The organism is Pseudomonas marginalis, assembly GCF_900105325.1.
Lineage (GTDB): Bacteria > Pseudomonadota > Gammaproteobacteria > Pseudomonadales > Pseudomonadaceae > Aquipseudomonas > Aquipseudomonas marginalis.
Window position 1 is genome coordinate 368,370 of sequence record NZ_FNSU01000003.1, and the last position, 15,331, is coordinate 383,700.

Below are 15,331 nucleotides of genomic sequence, written 5' to 3' on the forward strand. Positions count from 1 at the left end.
GGATACCGCGTGAAATTCAGCCTGCCGAAAATCGCTACCGCTCCATTCTGCCCGCCGGAAGTGGCCGGCTCCGTTGCCGTTGACCCCAAGGCGTCCTTCTTCAAGCGCATCCTGATGTTCGCCGGCCCCGGCCTGCTGATCTCCATCGGCTACATGGACCCAGGCAACTGGGCCACGGCCATCGAAGCCGGGTCGCGCTACGGCTACAGCCTGTTGTTCGTGGTATTGCTCGCCAGCCTGGCGGGGATGGCGGTGCAGTGCCTGTGCTCGCGGTTGGGTATCGCTACCGGCAAGGACTTGGCGCAACTGTGCCGTGAGCGCTACAGCAAACGCTCCGCACGCACCCAGTGGGTGCTGGCGGAAATCTCCATCATCGCCACCGACCTCGCCGAAGTACTCGGCTGCGCCCTGGCGTTTCACCTGCTGCTGGGCGTTTCCCTGACCACCGGTATTGTCATCACCGCCTTCGATACGCTGTTGGTCCTGGCCCTGCAAAACCGTGGTTTTCGCCGCCTGGAGGCGATCATGCTGGCGCTGGTGGCGACCATCGGCGTGTGTTTCTTCATTGAGCTGGTGCTGATCAAACCGTATTGGCCGGATGTGTTCAGTGGCTTCACCCCATCCCTGTCGGCCATCAGCGATGCCGCGCCGTTGTACCTGGCCATCGGTATTCTCGGCGCCACGGTGATGCCCCATAACCTCTACCTGCACAGCTCGATCGTGCAAACCCGCCTGATCGGCAAAGACCTCGCCAGCAAACAGGACGCGGTCAAGCTGGCCCGGATCGACACCATTGGCTCCCTGGCCCTGGCACTGCTGGTCAACGCCGCGATCCTGATACTCGCCGCCTCCGCCTTCTACAAGACGGGGCACACTGAGGTGGTGGAGATCCAGGACGCCTACCGCTTGCTCGACCCGCTGGTGGGCGGCGCCTTTGCCAGCATCCTGTTCGGCATCGCCTTGCTGGCGTCCGGGCAAAGCTCGACCTTTACCGGCACCATCGCCGGGCAAGTGATCATGGAGGGCTACCTCAACCTGCGCATTCCCTGCTGGCAACGCCGCCTGATCACCCGTGGGCTGGCGCTGATCCCGGCGTTTCTCGGGGTGTGGTTGATGGGCGACCAGGCCATTGGCAAGCTGCTGATCCTCAGCCAGGTGGTGCTCAGCCTGCAGTTGCCGTTTGCGTTGTACCCGTTGATCCGCATGACCGGCGACAAGCAGCTGATGGGGCCGTTCGTCAATCGCCTGCACACTCGGGTGTTGGCGTGGTTTCTGTTTGCGCTGATCAGTGGCGCCAATGCGTGGTTGATTGGGCAGTGGGTGTTCTGAGTTCCAGGCCGTGGGTGCGGGCTATACCAGGATTGCCAAGGATGTGTACTGGGCAATCTGCGTATCGGCGGTCAATAGTCTCATCGGTTCACTGATGGCTGTCGCTACGATAAGCCGATCAAAAGGGTCTTTGTAATGAGGCTCAAGATCCTTGACGGCAATCGCGTGTTCCGAGGTGATGGGCAGTTCGACGAAACCGCTTTCAAGGCAGTATTCCCGGATTTCGTCCAGGTCTGCATCGAGTTTTCCAAGGCCGACCTTGATCGCCATTTCCCAGAAGGTTGCCGCGCTGACGTAGATCTCTGCGGCATTCTCGATCAGTCGTCGGGCTTTGCTGGATAGCTTCGGGTCGTCAGTCAGTGCCCAGAGCAGAACATGGGTATCCAGCAGCACCCTCATGGATGGCTGCCCTCAAACGCATCCAGCAGATCGGCTGGCAGGGGCGCATCAAAGTCCTCGGGGACAACGAGCTTTCCTTTCATCGCGCCAATTCGCTGACCTTTGGATTTCCCCACGGGGACGAGTTGCGCCATCGCACGTCCATGCTTGGCAATGGTGATAATTTTGCCGGCGGCGGCGTCATCCACCAGTTTTGACAGGTTATTCTTTGCTTCGCCCAAGGGTACGGTAATCATGAGGTGCTCCGCGTATTTTGGCCAAATATAGCCAAAACTGGGTGAGCTATCCAAGACGAGCCGACCGCTGGTTGCCGCCACACGTTCAGCGCGCGACGGCTTTGGGTACATGAAAACCATGGCATCTCTCCAAAAAGACATCGCCAAAGTCTGCCCCAATGCACCCGGTCCAAAATAGAGTGGCCCGTTAAATCAGACCGAGCCTACTTTTACTACTCGGAAAATTCCTCAACCGCTCATCGATCCCAATACGGCACCGTCCCAAAACACTCCACAAAATAATCGATCACCGTGCGCACCTTCAGGGACAGTCGTCGGCTCCCCGGCCACAGCGCAGCGATCTGCTGCGGCTCCAGCGTGGTCGCCACTTCATATTCCGTCAGTACCGCTTGCAGGGTGCCAGCACGCAGGCCTTCGCCGATCAGCCAGGACGGAAACACCACCAGGCCCAGGCCTTGTTCGGCGGCGTGGGTGAGGGTGTCGGCGTGGTTGCCGGTGATCGGGCCCTTGACGCTGTAGGGTGTCCAGTCGCCCTGGCCTTTGCGGAAGAACCAGCGTTGCTGGCCGGTGATGCCCTTGTAGGCCAGGCACTGGTGATGGAGCAGTTCCTCGGGGTGCTGGGGCGTGCCCTGGCGGGCCAGGTAGGCGGGGCTGGCGGCAAGGCGAAAGCGCTGGGGGGCGAAGATGCGTGCCTGCATGCTGGAGTCGTTGAGCACGCCGATACGGAACAGCAGGTCGGTGCCGTCTTGCAGCGGGTCGACGAAGGTGTCGGTTTGCTGGATGTCCAGTTGCAGCTTCGGGTAGCGCCGGCATAACTCGCCCAGCCACGGTGACAGGTGACGCTGGCCGAACACCATCGGCGCGTTGATGCGCACTAGGCCGCTGGGTTCGCTTTCCTGTTCCTGCAGGGCCTGGCCGGCGGCTTCCAGCTGTTCGAGCATCAAGCGCGCGTGTCGCCCCAGCAGGCGCCCGGCTTCGGTGGGGCTCACCGCGCGGGTGTGGCGGTAGAGCAACTGCTGGCCGAGGGCCTGTTCCATCAGTTGGATCTGCCGGGAGATGGAGGAGGGCGCCAGGCCTTCGCGGCGAGCCACTTCGGAAAAGCTGCCGTGATCCAGCACCGCGACGAACAGGCGCAGCGCCTTGAAACTCAATTCATTCAAGCCCTGCATCAGGCCTCCGGGTTGTGCGTAGTGCGCAAAGGTGTTGTCGGCATACTCCCATTTATCGCACAGGCAGGCCACCGGATAATGCGCGCCATGTTTCCTTTATTGACGCGCAGGTGATGTATGCAGGCCAGTTCTATCGAGGGTGTGGCGCAAGCCAGGCCAAAAAACAGCCTTTTACGGTTGCTGTTGTTGCCGCTGGTGATCCTGGCGGGCATGGGCCTGTCGGTGGAGGCCGGGTTGCTCGGGCCATTGGGCGTCCAGGTGGGGCATTTATGGGCAACCTTGAGCATCTTCGGCGTCGGCTCGGCGATTCTGTTTTTGCTGCTGCTGTTCAGCGGCCCGCAGAAGGGCCCGGCGTTGTCCGAGTTGCCGCGCTGGCAACTGATCGGTGGGTTCCTGGGGCCGATGTATGTGGTGGTGCTGACCCTGGCCACGCCGCACATCGGTATTGCCATGACCATGATCGCGATTTTGTCCGGCCAGGTGGGCAAGAGCGTGCTGATCGACCATTTCGGCTGGTTCGGCACCGCACGCAAACGGGTCAATGGCGAGCGCTGGATAGCCCTGGCGTTGATTGTGGCGGCACTTGTTCTGATTGCACGAGGGTAAGGCGATGAATCTGATTCTGTTATTGGTGCTGGTGATTGCTGCCGGTGCGGTGCTGAGTGTGCAGGCGGCAATCAATGGTCGTCTCGGCCAGGCGGTGGGCGTGTTGCGCAGCAGTCTGCTGACGTTCGCAGTGGGCGCGCTCACCACCGCGCTGCTGATTTTCTTCTTCGAACCGGCCCAGGTCCTCAGCCTGCTGGACGTGCCCAAATGGCAACTGACCGGTGCATTGTTCGGCGTGGTGTACATGATGGTGATGGTCGGGGCCGTGCCGGTGGTCGGTACTGCAGTGGCAACCGTGGCCGTGATCACAGGGCAATTGGGCATGGGCATGCTGATCGATAACTTCGGTTGGCTGGGCAACCCGGCTGTCGAACTGTCGAGCAGCCGCATCCTGGCGATGGTGTGTCTGGCTCTGGCCTTGGTGTTCATGTACCGCAGCAATACGCGCACCGACTGATGGTTTGAACCATCGCCGAGGCCTGGCAGTCACTGCTTAAGGTGCCGGCAACCGCCGCACCGGACGACCATGAAGAAGGAGTCTGGCCATGCCTGATCAAACCTGTGCCTGCCCACATTGCAAGTGTGTGCTGGGCGTCGATGCGGTAATGAAGGACGGTAAGGGCTATTGCTGCCAGGGCTGCGCCGAGCACCATGCCCATGGCGAGCCTTGTGCGGCGGCGACGGGGTGCGAGTGCGCCAAGTCGGCTAAAGGCTGAATACGTTCGCAGGGAGCCTGAATAGCGGGCTCCCTGCGTATCGATTACTGGGGTTCCAGCTCCAGGCGCAGGCTGTGGTCGGACAAGCGCCGGCTGTCTTTTACCACGCCGCTGGTTCGTCGACCTTCGAGGGCCAGCACCAGGGTCTGCGCATCATGCAAATCGTCCGGCAGCGGCTGGAACACCTTCAGCACCAGCCAGCCGGGCTTATGCTGCACGCTCACCTGGCACTCGACATGCTTGGCCAATGGCCCGAACAACGTGTCCCGGGTGTAATCGATGCGCGCCTTGCCGTTGATTGAATCCATGCTCATTTCTCCTTGATCAAGCCTGGGCGCGCGCATCCGAGCGGCGCCATTGAACGTTTTTTATGCCGAATTTCTCGGCCTGTTCCTGGCTGGTTTTCTTCACCCGCTCGCGGGCGAAACGGCCGATACGGCCCACGCCGGCGTCACAGCTTGCCCAATGCCAGGCCTCCAAGGTATCCAGCTTTTCCAGACGAATAATGAATGACTTGGCTTCCTCATGAAGGGTGTAGTCGATCACAAACAGTTTTGCGTTATTCATTGGCCCCTCAACCCTGGTGGTGTAAGCAAGTGATCGCCCTCGGCGGCAAAAATTCACTCGGATTGTCCGGCGGTGGTCATTACCATGGCGGCTGACTCCCGATAGATGTGCTCCCCATGGCCCTGGCCGCACCCCCCGACCTCAGTGATCATGCCGTCCCCGTGCAACCCTTGGCGCGCACCTACCCGCGTGGCCTGTACGTGGAGCCCCATCGCCACGACTGGGGCCAATTGCTCTATGCCATGAGCGGCGTGATGTGGGTCGAGACGCCTCGTGAAGCCCTGGTGGTACCGCCCCAGCGCGCGGTCTGGCTGCCGCCGGGCGTGGAGCACGGCATCCGGGTGGTGTCGGATTTGCAGATGCGCAATATCTACTTGCGTCCGGCCTTGGCGGCGACATTGGACAGCCAGGTGCAAGTGATTGAAGTCGGTGGGCTGCTGCGTGAGTTGATCGTCACGCTGGTGGAACAGGGCGACAGCGGTGACGAGGGATATTACGCCGCCTTGGTCGGCCTGGCCCTGCTGGAGTTGCAACGGGCACGCCGCTCGCAGATCCGTATCGCCATGCCGGTGGAGGCCGATCGCCGGCTGATCAGCGCGTGCCAGGCGGTCATGGCGGCGCCGTCCCTGGAGATTCCTTTCGAGCAGCATGCGGAAGCGGCAGGTGCCAGCGTGCGCACCTTGGCGCGACTGTTCCAGCACCACCTGGGCATGGGCTTTGCCGAATGGCGCCGCCAGGTGCAATTGGCCACGGCGGTGGCCGAGCTGATCCAGGGCCAGTCGGTCAGTGCTGTCGCGCGTTCCCTGGGCTATTCGCCGAGCAGTTTCAGCGACATGTTCCGGCGTGAACTGGGGATGGCGCCTTCCCAGTACGTGAGTTGGCCGAAATCCTGAAGCCCTTGGCCGATGCTGCCGGGATGGGCTCCCTACACTAAGCCCATCAACCCAACAGGCGTCGCCCCCATGAGTTACCTGATCTCCCTTGCCATTGGCCTCTTTGTCGGCGTGATCTACGGCGCGCTGGACTTCCGTTCGCCCGCACCGCCTGCCATTGCGCTGGTGGGCCTGATGGGCATGCTGCTCGGCGAAAAACTCTGGCCCATGGGCCGGCAGTTGGTCAGCGGTTGGTTGTCCTGATTCCTTTTCTCCCTTCGATGGATACTGGCAATGAAAGCACTGCAATTTTCCACCACTGGCGACCTTGCCGCCCTGAGCTTCGTCGACGTCGCGACGCCGGTGCCGGCCGCCGATCAAGTGCTGGTACGGATCAAGGCGGCGGGCCTCAACCCCAGCGACGTGAAGAACGTACTCGGGCGTTTCCCCTACACCACCGTGCCGCGCATACCTGGCCGCGACTTCGCCGGCGTGGTGGTGCAAGGTCCGCAGGCGCTGGTGGGGCAGGAGGTCTGGGGCACCGGTCGCGACCTGGGCTTTTTCGCCGACGGTTCCCACGCCCAATACCTCACCGTGTCGGCCAAAGGCGTGGCGCACAAACCTGCCCACCTGAGTTTTGCCCAGGCCGCCAGCCTGGGTGTGCCCTACACCACGGCCTGGGATGCGCTGCAGCGCAGTGGCGTGGACAAAGGCACGTGCTTGCTGGTGATCGGCGCCAATGGGGCGGTGGGCAGCGCGGCATTAGCCTTGGGGAGGGTCCTGGGTGCGCAGGTGTTGGCAGCGGTGCGCAAGGCTGATCAGGTCGAGGTATTGCAGGGGCAAGGGTTCGACGCGATTGCGTTGGGCAAGCCCGAGGCGCTGGGCGCGCAGGTCAATGCGGTGTTCAAGGGCGGCGCCGATGTGATCTTCGACACCACCGGTTTCTGGCTGCCGGCGGCCGTGGCAGGCCTGGCGCCGTTCGGTCGCATCGCGATCATTGCCGCGCCGGTGGACGGTCACGTACAACTGCCGGCCCTGGCCCTGTATCGCAAGGGCGGCTCGGTGGTGGGGATCAATTCATTGCTCTACAACTGTGAGCAGTGCGCGGTGATGCTGGAGCAGTTCGGACGTTTTTTCGACGAAGGCTTGTTGCCGCTGCCCACCGGCCTGCGCGAGGTGGCGCTGGTCGATGGGGTGCAATGCTATGGGGAGGTGAACCAAGGCAGCGCGGACAAAATCATCTTCCTGCCTTGACACTTTTTGAGCGGCACTAGGCTTCTGGAACGCCTTTTTTCCAGGCCGACCAGTTGTTGAGGATCGCCTGTACCAGCGGGTTCCCCGTGCGGTACAGGTTTTCCAGCGCCGGTACGAACCCGCCCTGGTCGGCGTATTTGAGCAGGTTGTCGACTTCGCTGTAGCCGGGGTATGGGCGGTCGAAGTCCGAACCGGCACGTACGACGGCCAGGCGCTGGATGTCCACCAACCCCTCGCGACTGGCGCGCAGCAAGGCTTCGTACGTGGAGTTGTCTTCCTGTTGGGTGGTGCAGTACTCGCCTTTGTTATCCGTGAGCAACTTGGTCCACACCTCGGCGCGTTCGCTCAGGCGCGTACCGGAGAACCAGGTATTGCCCGCCAGGGTGTCGCAGCGGGTGACTTGCGGCGGCTGGTTGGCGGGCGCGGCGGGGTAGTGTTTGCGCCAGGCGGCGGACTCTTTGCTTTCCGTAAGTTCGACTGTGTGCGACAGGGCGAACGCCTTGGCCTGCAGCTTGGGGTTCAGTTCAAACACTTCGGTCTTGTAGTCCAGCGGCGGCTTTTCGTTGGGCCCCTTGGTGTTGATACCAAGGTAGCCGGTCGGCCAATCCTTGGGCGCATCCCGCGAATCCAGCTCCCACTGGGTGCCGAACTCCACCAGGTAGTGGGCCCAGGCGGCAGTGCCGATGGTGCCGTGTTTCGGGCTGATCCCGGCAATCCCGGCGATCAGGAAATAGCTCTGGCGCAGGTCGAACTTGGGCGACAACGCCAGGGCCAGGGTGGACGCGGCGGCGTTGGTCTGGCCCATGCCGGTCACCAGCAGGCACACGTCCCGGGTGTTGCAGCGGATCACCGGGTATTCGGCGGACAGGCCCGGCACGCGCACTTCCTGCTTGAGTTCCAGGCGGTCGATCCAGGTTTGCGCCTCGGGGGCGAACATGGTGATCAGCATCACCTTGGGCTTGATGGGGGCAGCAGAATCAGCCAGCACTACATGGGGCAGCAGGGCAAGGCCGACGGCCAGCGAAAGACGGGTAAATGTATTCATCTAATACTCCTTGATCAGAATTGGTAGCCAACGCCGGCGTAATAACCCCAGCCGTCGGAGCGGGCGCGGAAGTTACCCTCGCCGAAGTTCAACTCACTGCCATCTTCCCAGTTGCCGCCGTTATGAAAATAACGACCGACCAGGGTGAAGCGCAGGTGGGTGAAGGAATACAGCAGCACGTTGGTTGCCACCAGGGCGTTGGCGGTGCGCGCCGGGTTGTCCTTGTGCAGGTCCGAGCCGAAATCGTAGTTGGTGAAACCGATATAGGTCAGCGACGCACCGTTGTCGAACTTGCCGATGGGCACGATGTATTTCATCTGCGCGCGGTAGCCATCCCAGGAATACTCATTGCTGGCGCCGTAGTTTTCCCACTGGTAACGCCCGTAGAAGTTCGCCGACAAGTTGACTCGCGAATGGGTGTCGATGTCCGTACCGAGGCCGCTGTACAGGGTGTTGGCGCGGTTGGCCTTATTGCTGCCGTGGTCGTAGATCCAGTCGAACGCCACATACCATTCCTTGAACGGGCCGATGGCCAGGCTGCGTCCGGCCAGGTAGTCGATGGAGATACGCGGCTCGTGCTCCATGAAGACCGGCGAGCCATGGTCCCACGCGCCTTTGTCGTTACTGTTGCCGATGCCGAGGATCTTCGGCACGTCGATGTAGCCGTACAACTCGAAGGGCCCCTTGCGGCCGAAGTACTCGTATTCCAGGTAGACATCATCCTGGGGCTTGGGGCCGAAGCTGATGTCTTTACTGCCGATCAGTGTCAGATCCTGGTTGAACCATTCCGACAGATAGACGCCTTTTTTCGCCGGGCTGGCCTCAGGGCTCAGGGTTTCGCCCTGTGCTGAGTCATCCACGGATTTTTCCTGCGCCAAAATGGGCGCGCTGAGTACTCCCGTTACGGCGGCCAGTAGCAAGGAAACACCAAAGCAGGCACGGGGCTTTGAGGTGGGGTGCATTGAAAGTCCCTATTCGTACGCGGTTTGAACCCGATTCATCGGGTCGTGGTGAACTTGGCGGTCAAGTTCGTACCGCAAACGGTTGCACAGGCTGTACCAACTTTGCTTAATGGATTGAATGTCATGGAAAAAAGCCGAATTACTCGACCTTTTGATCAGAAATGACTGGGTGTCATTTTCTCGATGGGGTTGAACAGGTGTATCGGCGGTTCGCGGCGATATTCACTGGGCGTCTGGTGCATCTCGATCCGAAAGTGCCGGTTGAAGTTGGACAGGTTGGCGTAGCCCACTTCAAAACAAATATCCGCCACCGACATCTCGCTTTGCAGCAATAACCGACAGGCGCGTTGCACGCGGAATTTGCGCATCAGGTCGATAAACCCATGGCCCGTGTTGCGCTTGAAGAAACGTGAGAAGCCCGGTTCGCTCATGTCCAACTGTTGGGCGATGACCGAGAGGCGCACGTCGCCGGTGAGTTCGCGCATCAGGTAGTCGAAGGCCTTGTTGATGCGCTCGGCGCTGCGTGCGTCCAGGGTCGGGGCGTAACAGGGGCTGGCCAGGGCCTTTACCTGCTGCGCCGGAGCGTTTTTCAGGCTCTCGAGCAGTTGCAGGAACAGGGTCAGCCGTTGCAGGCCGTGGGCGTTGCCGATGGCCTCCATCAAGCGTGCGGCCTGCACGGCGGTGTCGCCGCTGAATTCCAGGCCGCGCCGGGCCTGTTCGAACAGCGCGTGCAAGTCGCCGAGTTCCGGCAGGGTGTCGCGCAGGGCGAGGAGGGCGGCGCCGTCGAATTGCAGCACCACGTCACGGCCGGCCAGGTGTTCGCCGGGCGCCAGTTCGCCGATCCAGTCGTGGGGCAGGTCCGGGCCGATCAGCGCCACATGCCCGGCACTGAACGCACCGATATAGTCGCCCGCCACCAACTTGCCGCTGCCCTGGCGAATCAGGTGGATTTCGAATTCGGGGTGGTGGTTCCAGCGCGCCAGATCGTAAGGGTAGTCGTGCTCGAACCAGCGAAAGCAGTGCTGCGGCTCGGGCAGGATCACCTCAAGCTCGGCGGGGCGGTGTTCGAACAGCTTGGCGCGACTGACGGGCATGGTGATGCCTCTTCTATGGGTGCAGTCGCCTCAAAATACGCGGGTGGCACTACCTGCGCTACCCCCGGTTTCGCCCGGCACTGATACTTTTTTGATCCTGAACCAGCGGTTAAAAAAGTATCAGCCGCGCATGCGCCATGCGTTTGTGAGGGCTAGGCCCAAGCTGCTGTAATCGGCCCTCAACAACAAAAACAACAGGTGGAAACCGCTATGTCCAAGATTCCGCAAGCGTTGTTCCTGCTTTCCGGCCTGGCCTTGGCTTTGCCCAGCCAGGCAGCCGACACCGTGACCATCGCTACTGTCAATAACAGCGACATGATCCGCATGCAACGCCTCTCCAAGGTGTTCGAGCAGCAGCACCCGGACATCCAGCTCAACTGGGTGGTGCTGGAAGAAAACGTGCTGCGCCAGCGCCTCACCACCGATATCGCCACCCAGGGCGGCCAGTTCGATGTGCTCACCATCGGCACCTACGAAACCCCGCTGTGGGGCGCCAAGCGCTGGCTGGAACCACTGACCCAATTGCCGGCCGATTACGACGCCGACGATATCTTCCCCTCGGTGCGCCAGGGCCTGTCGGTCAACGGCACCCTGTATGCCTTGCCGTTCTACGGGGAAAGCACCGTCACCTACTACCGCACCGACCTGTTCAAGCAGGCCGGCCTGAGCATGCCGGCGCACCCGACCTGGACGCAGCTCGGTGAATTCGCCGCCAAGCTCACCGACAAGAACAACGGCCAATACGGCATGTGCCTGCGCGGCAAGGCCGGTTGGGGCGAGAACATCGCGCTGCTGAGCACCATGGCCAACGCCTTCGGTGCGCGTTGGTTCGATGAGCAGTGGAAGCCTGAGTTGACCAGTCCCGAATGGACCGCCGCCGCCAACTTCTACGTCAACACCCTCAAGCAATACGGCCCGCCCGGCGTGTCCAGCAACGGCTTCAACGAAACCCTGGCGTTGTTCAACAGCGGCAAGTGCGCGATCTGGGTCGATGCCAGCGTCGCCGGCTCCTTCACCACCGACAAGAGCCAGAGCAAGGTCGCCGACAGCGTAGGCTTCGCCGCGGCCCCCACCGAAGTCACCGACAAAGGCTCCTCCTGGCTGTACGCCTGGTCGCTGGCCATCCCGGCCACGTCCACGCACAAGGACGCCGCCAAGGCCTTTATCGCCTGGGCCACGTCCAAGGACTACATCCAGTTGGTCGCCGATAAAGAAGGCATCACCAACGTACCGCCTGGCACCCGCCAGTCCACCTATAACGCGTCGTACCTCCAGGCCGCACCGTTTGCCCAGGTGACCCTGGAGATGATGCGGCACGCCGACCCCGCGCACCCGTCGGCCAAACCCGTGCCGTACGTGGGCATCCAGTACGTGACCATCCCCGAGTTCCAGGCCATCGGCACGTCCGTCGGCAAGCTGTTCTCGGCGGCGCTGACGGGCGGCATGTCGGTCGAGCAGGCGTTGCTCCAGGCGCAGTCCACCACCGAGCGCGAAATGAAACGCGCCGGCTATCCCAAATAATGTTCAAAGGACACCTGCCTTATGAAACGACTCGAAGGTAAGAGCGCGCTGATCACCGGCTCGGCGCGCGGGATTGGCCGCGCGTTTGCCCAGGCCTATATCGCTGAAGGCGCGACCGTCGCCATCGCCGACATCAACCTGCAGCGGGCCCAGGCCACCGCCGCCGAGCTTGGCCCACAGGCCTACGCGGTAGCGATGGACGTCACCGACCAGGCTTCCATCGACAGCGCAATTGCCGCCGTGGTCGCCCAGGCCGGCAAGCTCGACATCCTGGTCAACAACGCGGCGCTGTTCGACCTGGCGCCCATCGTCGACATCAGCCGCGACAGCTTTGATCGGCTGTTCTCGATCAATGTCGCCGGCACGCTGTTCACCCTGCAAGCCGCCGCCCGGCAGATGATCTGCCAGGGTCACGGCGGCAAGATCATCAACATGGCCAGCCAGGCCGGGCGGCGTGGCGAGCCGTTGGTGGCGATCTATTGCGCGACCAAGGCGGCAGTGATCAGCCTGACGCAATCGGCGGGGCTCAACCTGATCAAGCAGGGCATCAACGTCAACGCCATCGCCCCCGGCGTGGTGGATGGCGAGCATTGGGACGGGGTGGATGCGTTGTTCGCCAGGCATGAAGGCCTGGCGCCTGGCGAGAAGAAGCGGCGGGTGGGGGCGGAGGTGCCGTTCGGGCGGATGGGGACGGCCGAGGATTTGACCGGGATGGCGATTTTCCTGGCGTCGAAGGAGGCTGATTATGTGGTGGCCCAGACCTACAACGTCGACGGCGGCAACTGGATGAGCTGAAGTCATTCCCCAATCAAAACTGTGGGAGGGGGCTTGCCCCGGTACAGACCGCAGACACCTTTACATGTATGAATCATGGCCAGGAGGTAACTGGCCATGTCATGGAATCGAGAGTCCCCGATGGATCAAAAAGTCATCTGCTTGATTGCCTGCTCGACATACTGGCTAGCTCAAATCATGCAGGTCTCGCCCGATGGGCTGACTCAAAGACCATTCAGAAAACTTTACCCTCAACCCTTGCCGTTCCGGTGTGCAGCACATAGGGCCAACCGTATAGCTTTCCGCCTCTGGAAAGGGTGCAAGCCTGAGCAATGGCCAAGTCACGCCGTCCGTTGAGTACTGCAAGCGTAGTGCTCCATCGGAAATGGTTAAACGAAGCCAGAAATCATTTGGGTTACCGGTGAAGCAGCTAGGCGCCCAATCCGACCGGCCTTGGGTCAGCACGCTGCTGATCATTGGCATTCCATCGTTATATTCTATCCCCGCCTTGAGCCAAGTCTCCTCATTGAGCCTGACCATAATTCCGGCTTGATCATAGAGCTCGCGAAAATCGGCGTTAACTCTGACCTGAGCAGTAAAGCTTCCTGAGGTTGAAAACCCTAAGAAATGTCCGCTGTCGCGTATGAATCCGTAGTGCGTTTCACGCCAGAAGTCGGTTTGGGCGTCGGTAACCATCTCCAAGGTGCCGTCAGTAAAGACTTGGCAAAGGCTCGGTTTATTCAGCCAATTAGCAGTTCGCCAAATTGACGCTTCAATGTCCTGATTGACCTCTGCAGTCTGCTTTCTGTCCATCCTGTTACCTCCACAATTTATTGGGTGGATCTGCGTTGCAAGCCAGTGCCAACGCTGCGCTTTCTTCCCTGAGTCGATTAGAAATTGCATGGTAAGCCAGTTTTGCACATCAACATGACCTTGGAGTACGAACGTCAACGTTAGCGTAGCGTGCTGCTCTGTGATGGCAGGGGAGTCAAACCAAGTCCTGTTGTCGCTTGGAGGCAGATCTTCATATGATGATCCTGGAACGCTTAGGATTACTCACTCAATTCAGTAACAGCCTGGAGGAGGCCACGGTTTATGGATATCGAATTTCGCGGTAATGGTATGCGTGATAATCCGTCTGTAGGTACATGCGATGAGTACGGCGTGAGCGCAATTACCAGCGTTGACGATCTGACCGAAGCTCGTCGTAAGATTGCTGTGGCGCACCCAGGCTTTAAACCTCTGTTCTCGCTCGATGATCTGCACCAAGCCCGCTACACCTCGGGGCATGCGCGCAACAATTTAGGGATGGACGATGCATCGGAGCAGGACATAGCGGGCTTACCTCCAGAGTGCTTCGAGAATGGTGAATACATAGGCTATCCGACTACGAAAGCGGAGTTTGCAATCTGCTATCGCAATTTCATGAACTTGGCTGCAGTCACATCTTTCGAAGATGCTTGCGCTCATGGTTTGACACTCGATGAGCAGGCCCTGCAAGAGTGGATCGCTTACCAGAACGACCCTGTCTCTCTTCTAGAGCAGCCTCTTTCAGCGCTCCTGGTGCCCGTTCAGCAGTCTTGCCAGGCACTCGCGGCTTTCCCGAATGGCTATTTCACGTCCGACCTGGATCCTGCGAAAAACTTTGCGGTTGCGCGTCACTTTTCAGAAGCACATGGCTATGAGTTGATGGGCGTAGGTGCTTCTTACATCGGCTTCATTCGTGCTGAACCGCCTGATACATCCCTTGCTAACGTCGTAGCCAAAGACTTCTGTGCGCTCTACAACACCAGCGATGAAGACCTACAGACACGCATTTGTGCAGTCGCACAGGCGATCTCCGGCCGGACGCATTTGTGGCTCCGTTACGTGGAATGAGCTCCGTGCGTATGGGTGCATCACTTTCCCCATACCACGAGGATCGACCGCAATGACTCGATAAGCAGCGTCCACCAGTTGGGGCATTACATAGCGCCCTGCATACCAGCTCTGCGGCCAGCCAGGAATCAGCAAGATAGGCGGGCCCCCTCCCACATTTGAACGTCATCGTCCTTGAAAAGGGCGCCTAGTCGGCAAAACTGCGATCAAAGAAGTAAACCGCCCCAGGCTTCAGGTTCTCCACCGTCGCCTGGGGCCTGCCGCCTTCACCCTGCTTCTTGCGCCCCGTCTCGCGCAAATATCCCGCTTCCGTCAGCTTCAACAAGCGCTGGCGAATACTGGTCTTGAGCACCGGCCGCTCCAGCACCAGGGAAAAGATCGTGGTCGCCTCCGGCGCGCTGAACTCATTGCCCAGGAACATCAGCGGCAAGCTGCTGTACAGCGTCTTGGAAAACAGGCGTTCCTGCACGGCCGCGACGATGCTGTTGTGATCGAACGGCAACTTGATGCTGCCATCGGCCACCGCCTGCAGCGGGAACCAGCCTTGATGCTCACTCGGCGCCACCTCATCCGCGACGATCGCCAGGTAGTACGTTGACGACGACCAGCAACGCGGATCGCGAAACGCATCGCCCACCGTGCCCACTTGCTCGCTCCAGGCCAGCTCCAGGCCGACCTTGCTGCTGGCGCGTAAGCGTTCCACCGCATCCTGGAGGCTCAGATCTTGCACGCCGCCATTCACCACCACCCCCGGCAACGCCCAATGCCCGGCGAAGGGCTCGGCTTCGCGCTTGTTCAGCAACAACTGGAGTTCCCCGGCGGCGCGGCAGTAGCACAGCACGCACAGGTCGACGGTATGGAGGTAGGGGCTAAGGGGCATGTGACGTCCTTCTGAACAGCGGTGGGGCA

21 protein-coding genes are annotated in these 15,331 nt (G+C 60.8%); 10 read left to right on the forward strand and 11 right to left on the reverse strand.

Annotated features, from left to right (window positions below):
- Window positions 1–9: 9 nt before the first annotated feature.
- Window positions 10–1,329, forward strand: a complete 1,320-nt coding sequence (locus tag BLW22_RS11165; RefSeq protein ID WP_065924385.1) for an Nramp family divalent metal transporter — start codon at window positions 10–12, stop codon at window positions 1,327–1,329.
- A 21-nt stretch (window positions 1,330–1,350) separates the two neighbouring features.
- On the opposite strand, the gene BLW22_RS11170 is transcribed toward BLW22_RS11165, so the two are convergent.
- From BLW22_RS11170 to BLW22_RS11180, 3 genes are all read right to left on the reverse strand, one after another.
- Window positions 1,351–1,728 (reverse strand): type II toxin-antitoxin system VapC family toxin, encoded by a 378-nt coding sequence (locus BLW22_RS11170; protein ID WP_074846296.1) that lies wholly within the window; start codon window positions 1,726–1,728, stop codon window positions 1,351–1,353.
- Complete coding sequence (locus BLW22_RS11175; protein WP_235865582.1) at window positions 1,725–2,084, reverse strand: type II toxin-antitoxin system Phd/YefM family antitoxin; 360 nt, start codon at window positions 2,082–2,084, stop codon at window positions 1,725–1,727. The genes BLW22_RS11170 and BLW22_RS11175 overlap by 4 nt, the downstream gene beginning before the upstream one ends.
- A gap of 116 nt (window positions 2,085–2,200) precedes the next feature.
- Entirely contained in the window at window positions 2,201–3,133 is a 933-nt protein-coding gene (locus BLW22_RS11180) for a LysR family transcriptional regulator (protein WP_065949053.1), read from the reverse strand.
- A 117-nt stretch (window positions 3,134–3,250) separates the two neighbouring features.
- Between BLW22_RS11180 and BLW22_RS11185 the strand changes: the two genes are divergently transcribed.
- From BLW22_RS11185 to BLW22_RS11195, 3 genes are all read left to right on the forward strand, one after another.
- On the forward strand, window positions 3,251–3,739 hold the full coding sequence (locus BLW22_RS11185; RefSeq protein WP_027607513.1) for a DMT family transporter: 489 nt from the start codon (window positions 3,251–3,253) through the stop codon (window positions 3,737–3,739).
- Between the two features lie 4 nt (window positions 3,740–3,743).
- Window positions 3,744–4,196, forward strand: coding sequence for a DMT family transporter (locus BLW22_RS11190; protein WP_065924387.1), 453 nt, complete (start codon window positions 3,744–3,746; stop codon window positions 4,194–4,196).
- An 88-nt stretch (window positions 4,197–4,284) separates the two neighbouring features.
- A complete protein-coding gene (locus BLW22_RS11195; protein WP_074846300.1) occupies window positions 4,285–4,455 on the forward strand; it encodes a metallothionein in 171 nt (56 codons plus the stop codon).
- Between the two features lie 44 nt (window positions 4,456–4,499).
- On the opposite strand, the gene BLW22_RS11200 is transcribed toward BLW22_RS11195, so the two are convergent.
- Window positions 4,500–4,763 carry a hypothetical protein gene (locus tag BLW22_RS11200; protein ID WP_027607511.1) on the reverse strand — a complete coding sequence of 88 codons (264 nt, stop codon included), beginning with the start codon at window positions 4,761–4,763 and terminating at the stop codon, window positions 4,500–4,502.
- Between the two features lie 16 nt (window positions 4,764–4,779).
- Window positions 4,780–5,022, reverse strand: a complete 243-nt coding sequence (locus BLW22_RS11205) for a DUF6555 family protein (protein WP_065924388.1) — start codon at window positions 5,020–5,022, stop codon at window positions 4,780–4,782.
- A 116-nt stretch (window positions 5,023–5,138) separates the two neighbouring features.
- On the opposite strand from BLW22_RS11205, the gene BLW22_RS11210 reads away from it, so the two are divergent.
- The 3 genes from BLW22_RS11210 (at window position 5,139) to BLW22_RS11220 (ending at window position 7,148) form a co-directional block, all read left to right on the forward strand.
- Window positions 5,139–5,915, forward strand: coding sequence for an AraC family transcriptional regulator (locus BLW22_RS11210; RefSeq protein WP_065924389.1), 777 nt, complete (start codon window positions 5,139–5,141; stop codon window positions 5,913–5,915).
- Window positions 5,916–5,984: 69 nt separating this feature from the next.
- Entirely contained in the window at window positions 5,985–6,158 is a 174-nt protein-coding gene (locus BLW22_RS11215) for a DUF1427 family protein (RefSeq protein WP_017849167.1), read from the forward strand.
- A 30-nt stretch (window positions 6,159–6,188) separates the two neighbouring features.
- Entirely contained in the window at window positions 6,189–7,148 is a 960-nt protein-coding gene (locus BLW22_RS11220; RefSeq protein WP_065949038.1) for a quinone oxidoreductase family protein, read from the forward strand.
- Between the two features lie 16 nt (window positions 7,149–7,164).
- Here BLW22_RS11220 and BLW22_RS11225 read toward each other — a convergent pair whose 3' ends face one another.
- From BLW22_RS11225 to BLW22_RS11235, 3 genes are all read right to left on the reverse strand, one after another.
- Window positions 7,165–8,193, reverse strand: a complete 1,029-nt coding sequence (locus tag BLW22_RS11225) for a purine-nucleoside phosphorylase (protein ID WP_065949037.1) — start codon at window positions 8,191–8,193, stop codon at window positions 7,165–7,167.
- A 14-nt stretch (window positions 8,194–8,207) separates the two neighbouring features.
- Window positions 8,208–9,155 (reverse strand): nucleoside-specific channel-forming protein Tsx, encoded by a 948-nt coding sequence (locus BLW22_RS11230; protein WP_065949036.1) that lies wholly within the window; start codon window positions 9,153–9,155, stop codon window positions 8,208–8,210.
- 155 nt (window positions 9,156–9,310) lie between these two features.
- Window positions 9,311–10,249 carry an AraC family transcriptional regulator gene (locus tag BLW22_RS11235; RefSeq protein ID WP_074846303.1) on the reverse strand — a complete coding sequence of 313 codons (939 nt, stop codon included), beginning with the start codon at window positions 10,247–10,249 and terminating at the stop codon, window positions 9,311–9,313.
- A 210-nt stretch (window positions 10,250–10,459) separates the two neighbouring features.
- Between BLW22_RS11235 and BLW22_RS11240 the strand changes: the two genes are divergently transcribed.
- A complete protein-coding gene (locus BLW22_RS11240; RefSeq protein WP_065924394.1) occupies window positions 10,460–11,770 on the forward strand; it encodes an ABC transporter substrate-binding protein in 1,311 nt (436 codons plus the stop codon).
- 21 nt (window positions 11,771–11,791) lie between these two features.
- Window positions 11,792–12,565, forward strand: a complete 774-nt coding sequence (locus BLW22_RS11245) for an L-iditol 2-dehydrogenase (RefSeq protein ID WP_074846305.1) — start codon at window positions 11,792–11,794, stop codon at window positions 12,563–12,565.
- A 165-nt stretch (window positions 12,566–12,730) separates the two neighbouring features.
- On the opposite strand, the gene BLW22_RS11250 is transcribed toward BLW22_RS11245, so the two are convergent.
- The gene (locus BLW22_RS11250) at window positions 12,731–13,357 is read right to left on the reverse strand and encodes a DUF1349 domain-containing protein (protein WP_083381361.1); all 627 of its coding nucleotides are present in this window, start codon (window positions 13,355–13,357) and stop codon (window positions 12,731–12,733) included.
- A 282-nt stretch (window positions 13,358–13,639) separates the two neighbouring features.
- Between BLW22_RS11250 and BLW22_RS11255 the strand changes: the two genes are divergently transcribed.
- Complete coding sequence (locus BLW22_RS11255) at window positions 13,640–14,422, forward strand: DUF4253 domain-containing protein (protein ID WP_074846311.1); 783 nt, start codon at window positions 13,640–13,642, stop codon at window positions 14,420–14,422.
- On the opposite strand, the gene BLW22_RS34430 is transcribed toward BLW22_RS11255, so the two are convergent.
- Together BLW22_RS34430 and BLW22_RS11265 are read right to left on the reverse strand one after the other, a co-directional pair.
- On the reverse strand, window positions 14,348–14,578 hold the full coding sequence (locus tag BLW22_RS34430; RefSeq protein WP_137213013.1) for an alpha/beta fold hydrolase: 231 nt from the start codon (window positions 14,576–14,578) through the stop codon (window positions 14,348–14,350). The genes BLW22_RS11255 and BLW22_RS34430 overlap by 75 nt on opposite strands.
- A gap of 31 nt (window positions 14,579–14,609) precedes the next feature.
- Window positions 14,610–15,302, reverse strand: a complete 693-nt coding sequence (locus tag BLW22_RS11265; RefSeq protein WP_074846314.1) for an NUDIX hydrolase — start codon at window positions 15,300–15,302, stop codon at window positions 14,610–14,612.
- Window positions 15,303–15,331 lie beyond the last annotated feature (29 nt).

Excerpts from the sequence above, each read along its gene's own strand:
- BLW22_RS11170 (WP_074846296.1), bottom strand. The coding sequence starts at position 1,728 with ATGAGGGTGCTGCTGGATACCCATGTTCTGCTCTGGGCACTGACTGAC.
- BLW22_RS11255 (WP_074846311.1), top strand. The coding sequence starts at position 13,640 with ATGGATATCGAATTTCGCGGTAATGGTATGCGTGATAATCCGTCTGTA.
- BLW22_RS11235 (WP_074846303.1), bottom strand. The coding sequence starts at position 10,249 with ATGCCCGTCAGTCGCGCCAAGCTGTTCGAACACCGCCCCGCCGAGCTT.
- BLW22_RS11225 (WP_065949037.1), bottom strand. The coding sequence starts at position 8,193 with ATGAATACATTTACCCGTCTTTCGCTGGCCGTCGGCCTTGCCCTGCTG.
- BLW22_RS11250 (WP_083381361.1), bottom strand. The coding sequence starts at position 13,357 with ATGGACAGAAAGCAGACTGCAGAGGTCAATCAGGACATTGAAGCGTCA.
- BLW22_RS11175 (WP_235865582.1), bottom strand. The coding sequence starts at position 2,084 with ATGGTTTTCATGTACCCAAAGCCGTCGCGCGCTGAACGTGTGGCGGCA.
- BLW22_RS11180 (WP_065949053.1), bottom strand. The coding sequence starts at position 3,133 with ATGCAGGGCTTGAATGAATTGAGTTTCAAGGCGCTGCGCCTGTTCGTC.
- BLW22_RS11185 (WP_027607513.1), top strand. The coding sequence starts at position 3,251 with ATGCAGGCCAGTTCTATCGAGGGTGTGGCGCAAGCCAGGCCAAAAAAC.
- BLW22_RS11240 (WP_065924394.1), top strand. The coding sequence starts at position 10,460 with ATGTCCAAGATTCCGCAAGCGTTGTTCCTGCTTTCCGGCCTGGCCTTG.
- BLW22_RS11265 (WP_074846314.1), bottom strand. The coding sequence starts at position 15,302 with ATGCCCCTTAGCCCCTACCTCCATACCGTCGACCTGTGCGTGCTGTGC.
- BLW22_RS11205 (WP_065924388.1), bottom strand. The coding sequence starts at position 5,022 with ATGAATAACGCAAAACTGTTTGTGATCGACTACACCCTTCATGAGGAA.
- BLW22_RS11230 (WP_065949036.1), bottom strand. The coding sequence starts at position 9,155 with ATGCACCCCACCTCAAAGCCCCGTGCCTGCTTTGGTGTTTCCTTGCTA.
- BLW22_RS11190 (WP_065924387.1), top strand. The coding sequence starts at position 3,744 with ATGAATCTGATTCTGTTATTGGTGCTGGTGATTGCTGCCGGTGCGGTG.
- BLW22_RS11245 (WP_074846305.1), top strand. The coding sequence starts at position 11,792 with ATGAAACGACTCGAAGGTAAGAGCGCGCTGATCACCGGCTCGGCGCGC.
- BLW22_RS11215 (WP_017849167.1), top strand. The coding sequence starts at position 5,985 with ATGAGTTACCTGATCTCCCTTGCCATTGGCCTCTTTGTCGGCGTGATC.
- BLW22_RS11220 (WP_065949038.1), top strand. The coding sequence starts at position 6,189 with ATGAAAGCACTGCAATTTTCCACCACTGGCGACCTTGCCGCCCTGAGC.
- BLW22_RS11195 (WP_074846300.1), top strand. The coding sequence starts at position 4,285 with ATGCCTGATCAAACCTGTGCCTGCCCACATTGCAAGTGTGTGCTGGGC.
- BLW22_RS11200 (WP_027607511.1), bottom strand. The coding sequence starts at position 4,763 with ATGGATTCAATCAACGGCAAGGCGCGCATCGATTACACCCGGGACACG.
- BLW22_RS11210 (WP_065924389.1), top strand. The coding sequence starts at position 5,139 with ATGGCCCTGGCCGCACCCCCCGACCTCAGTGATCATGCCGTCCCCGTG.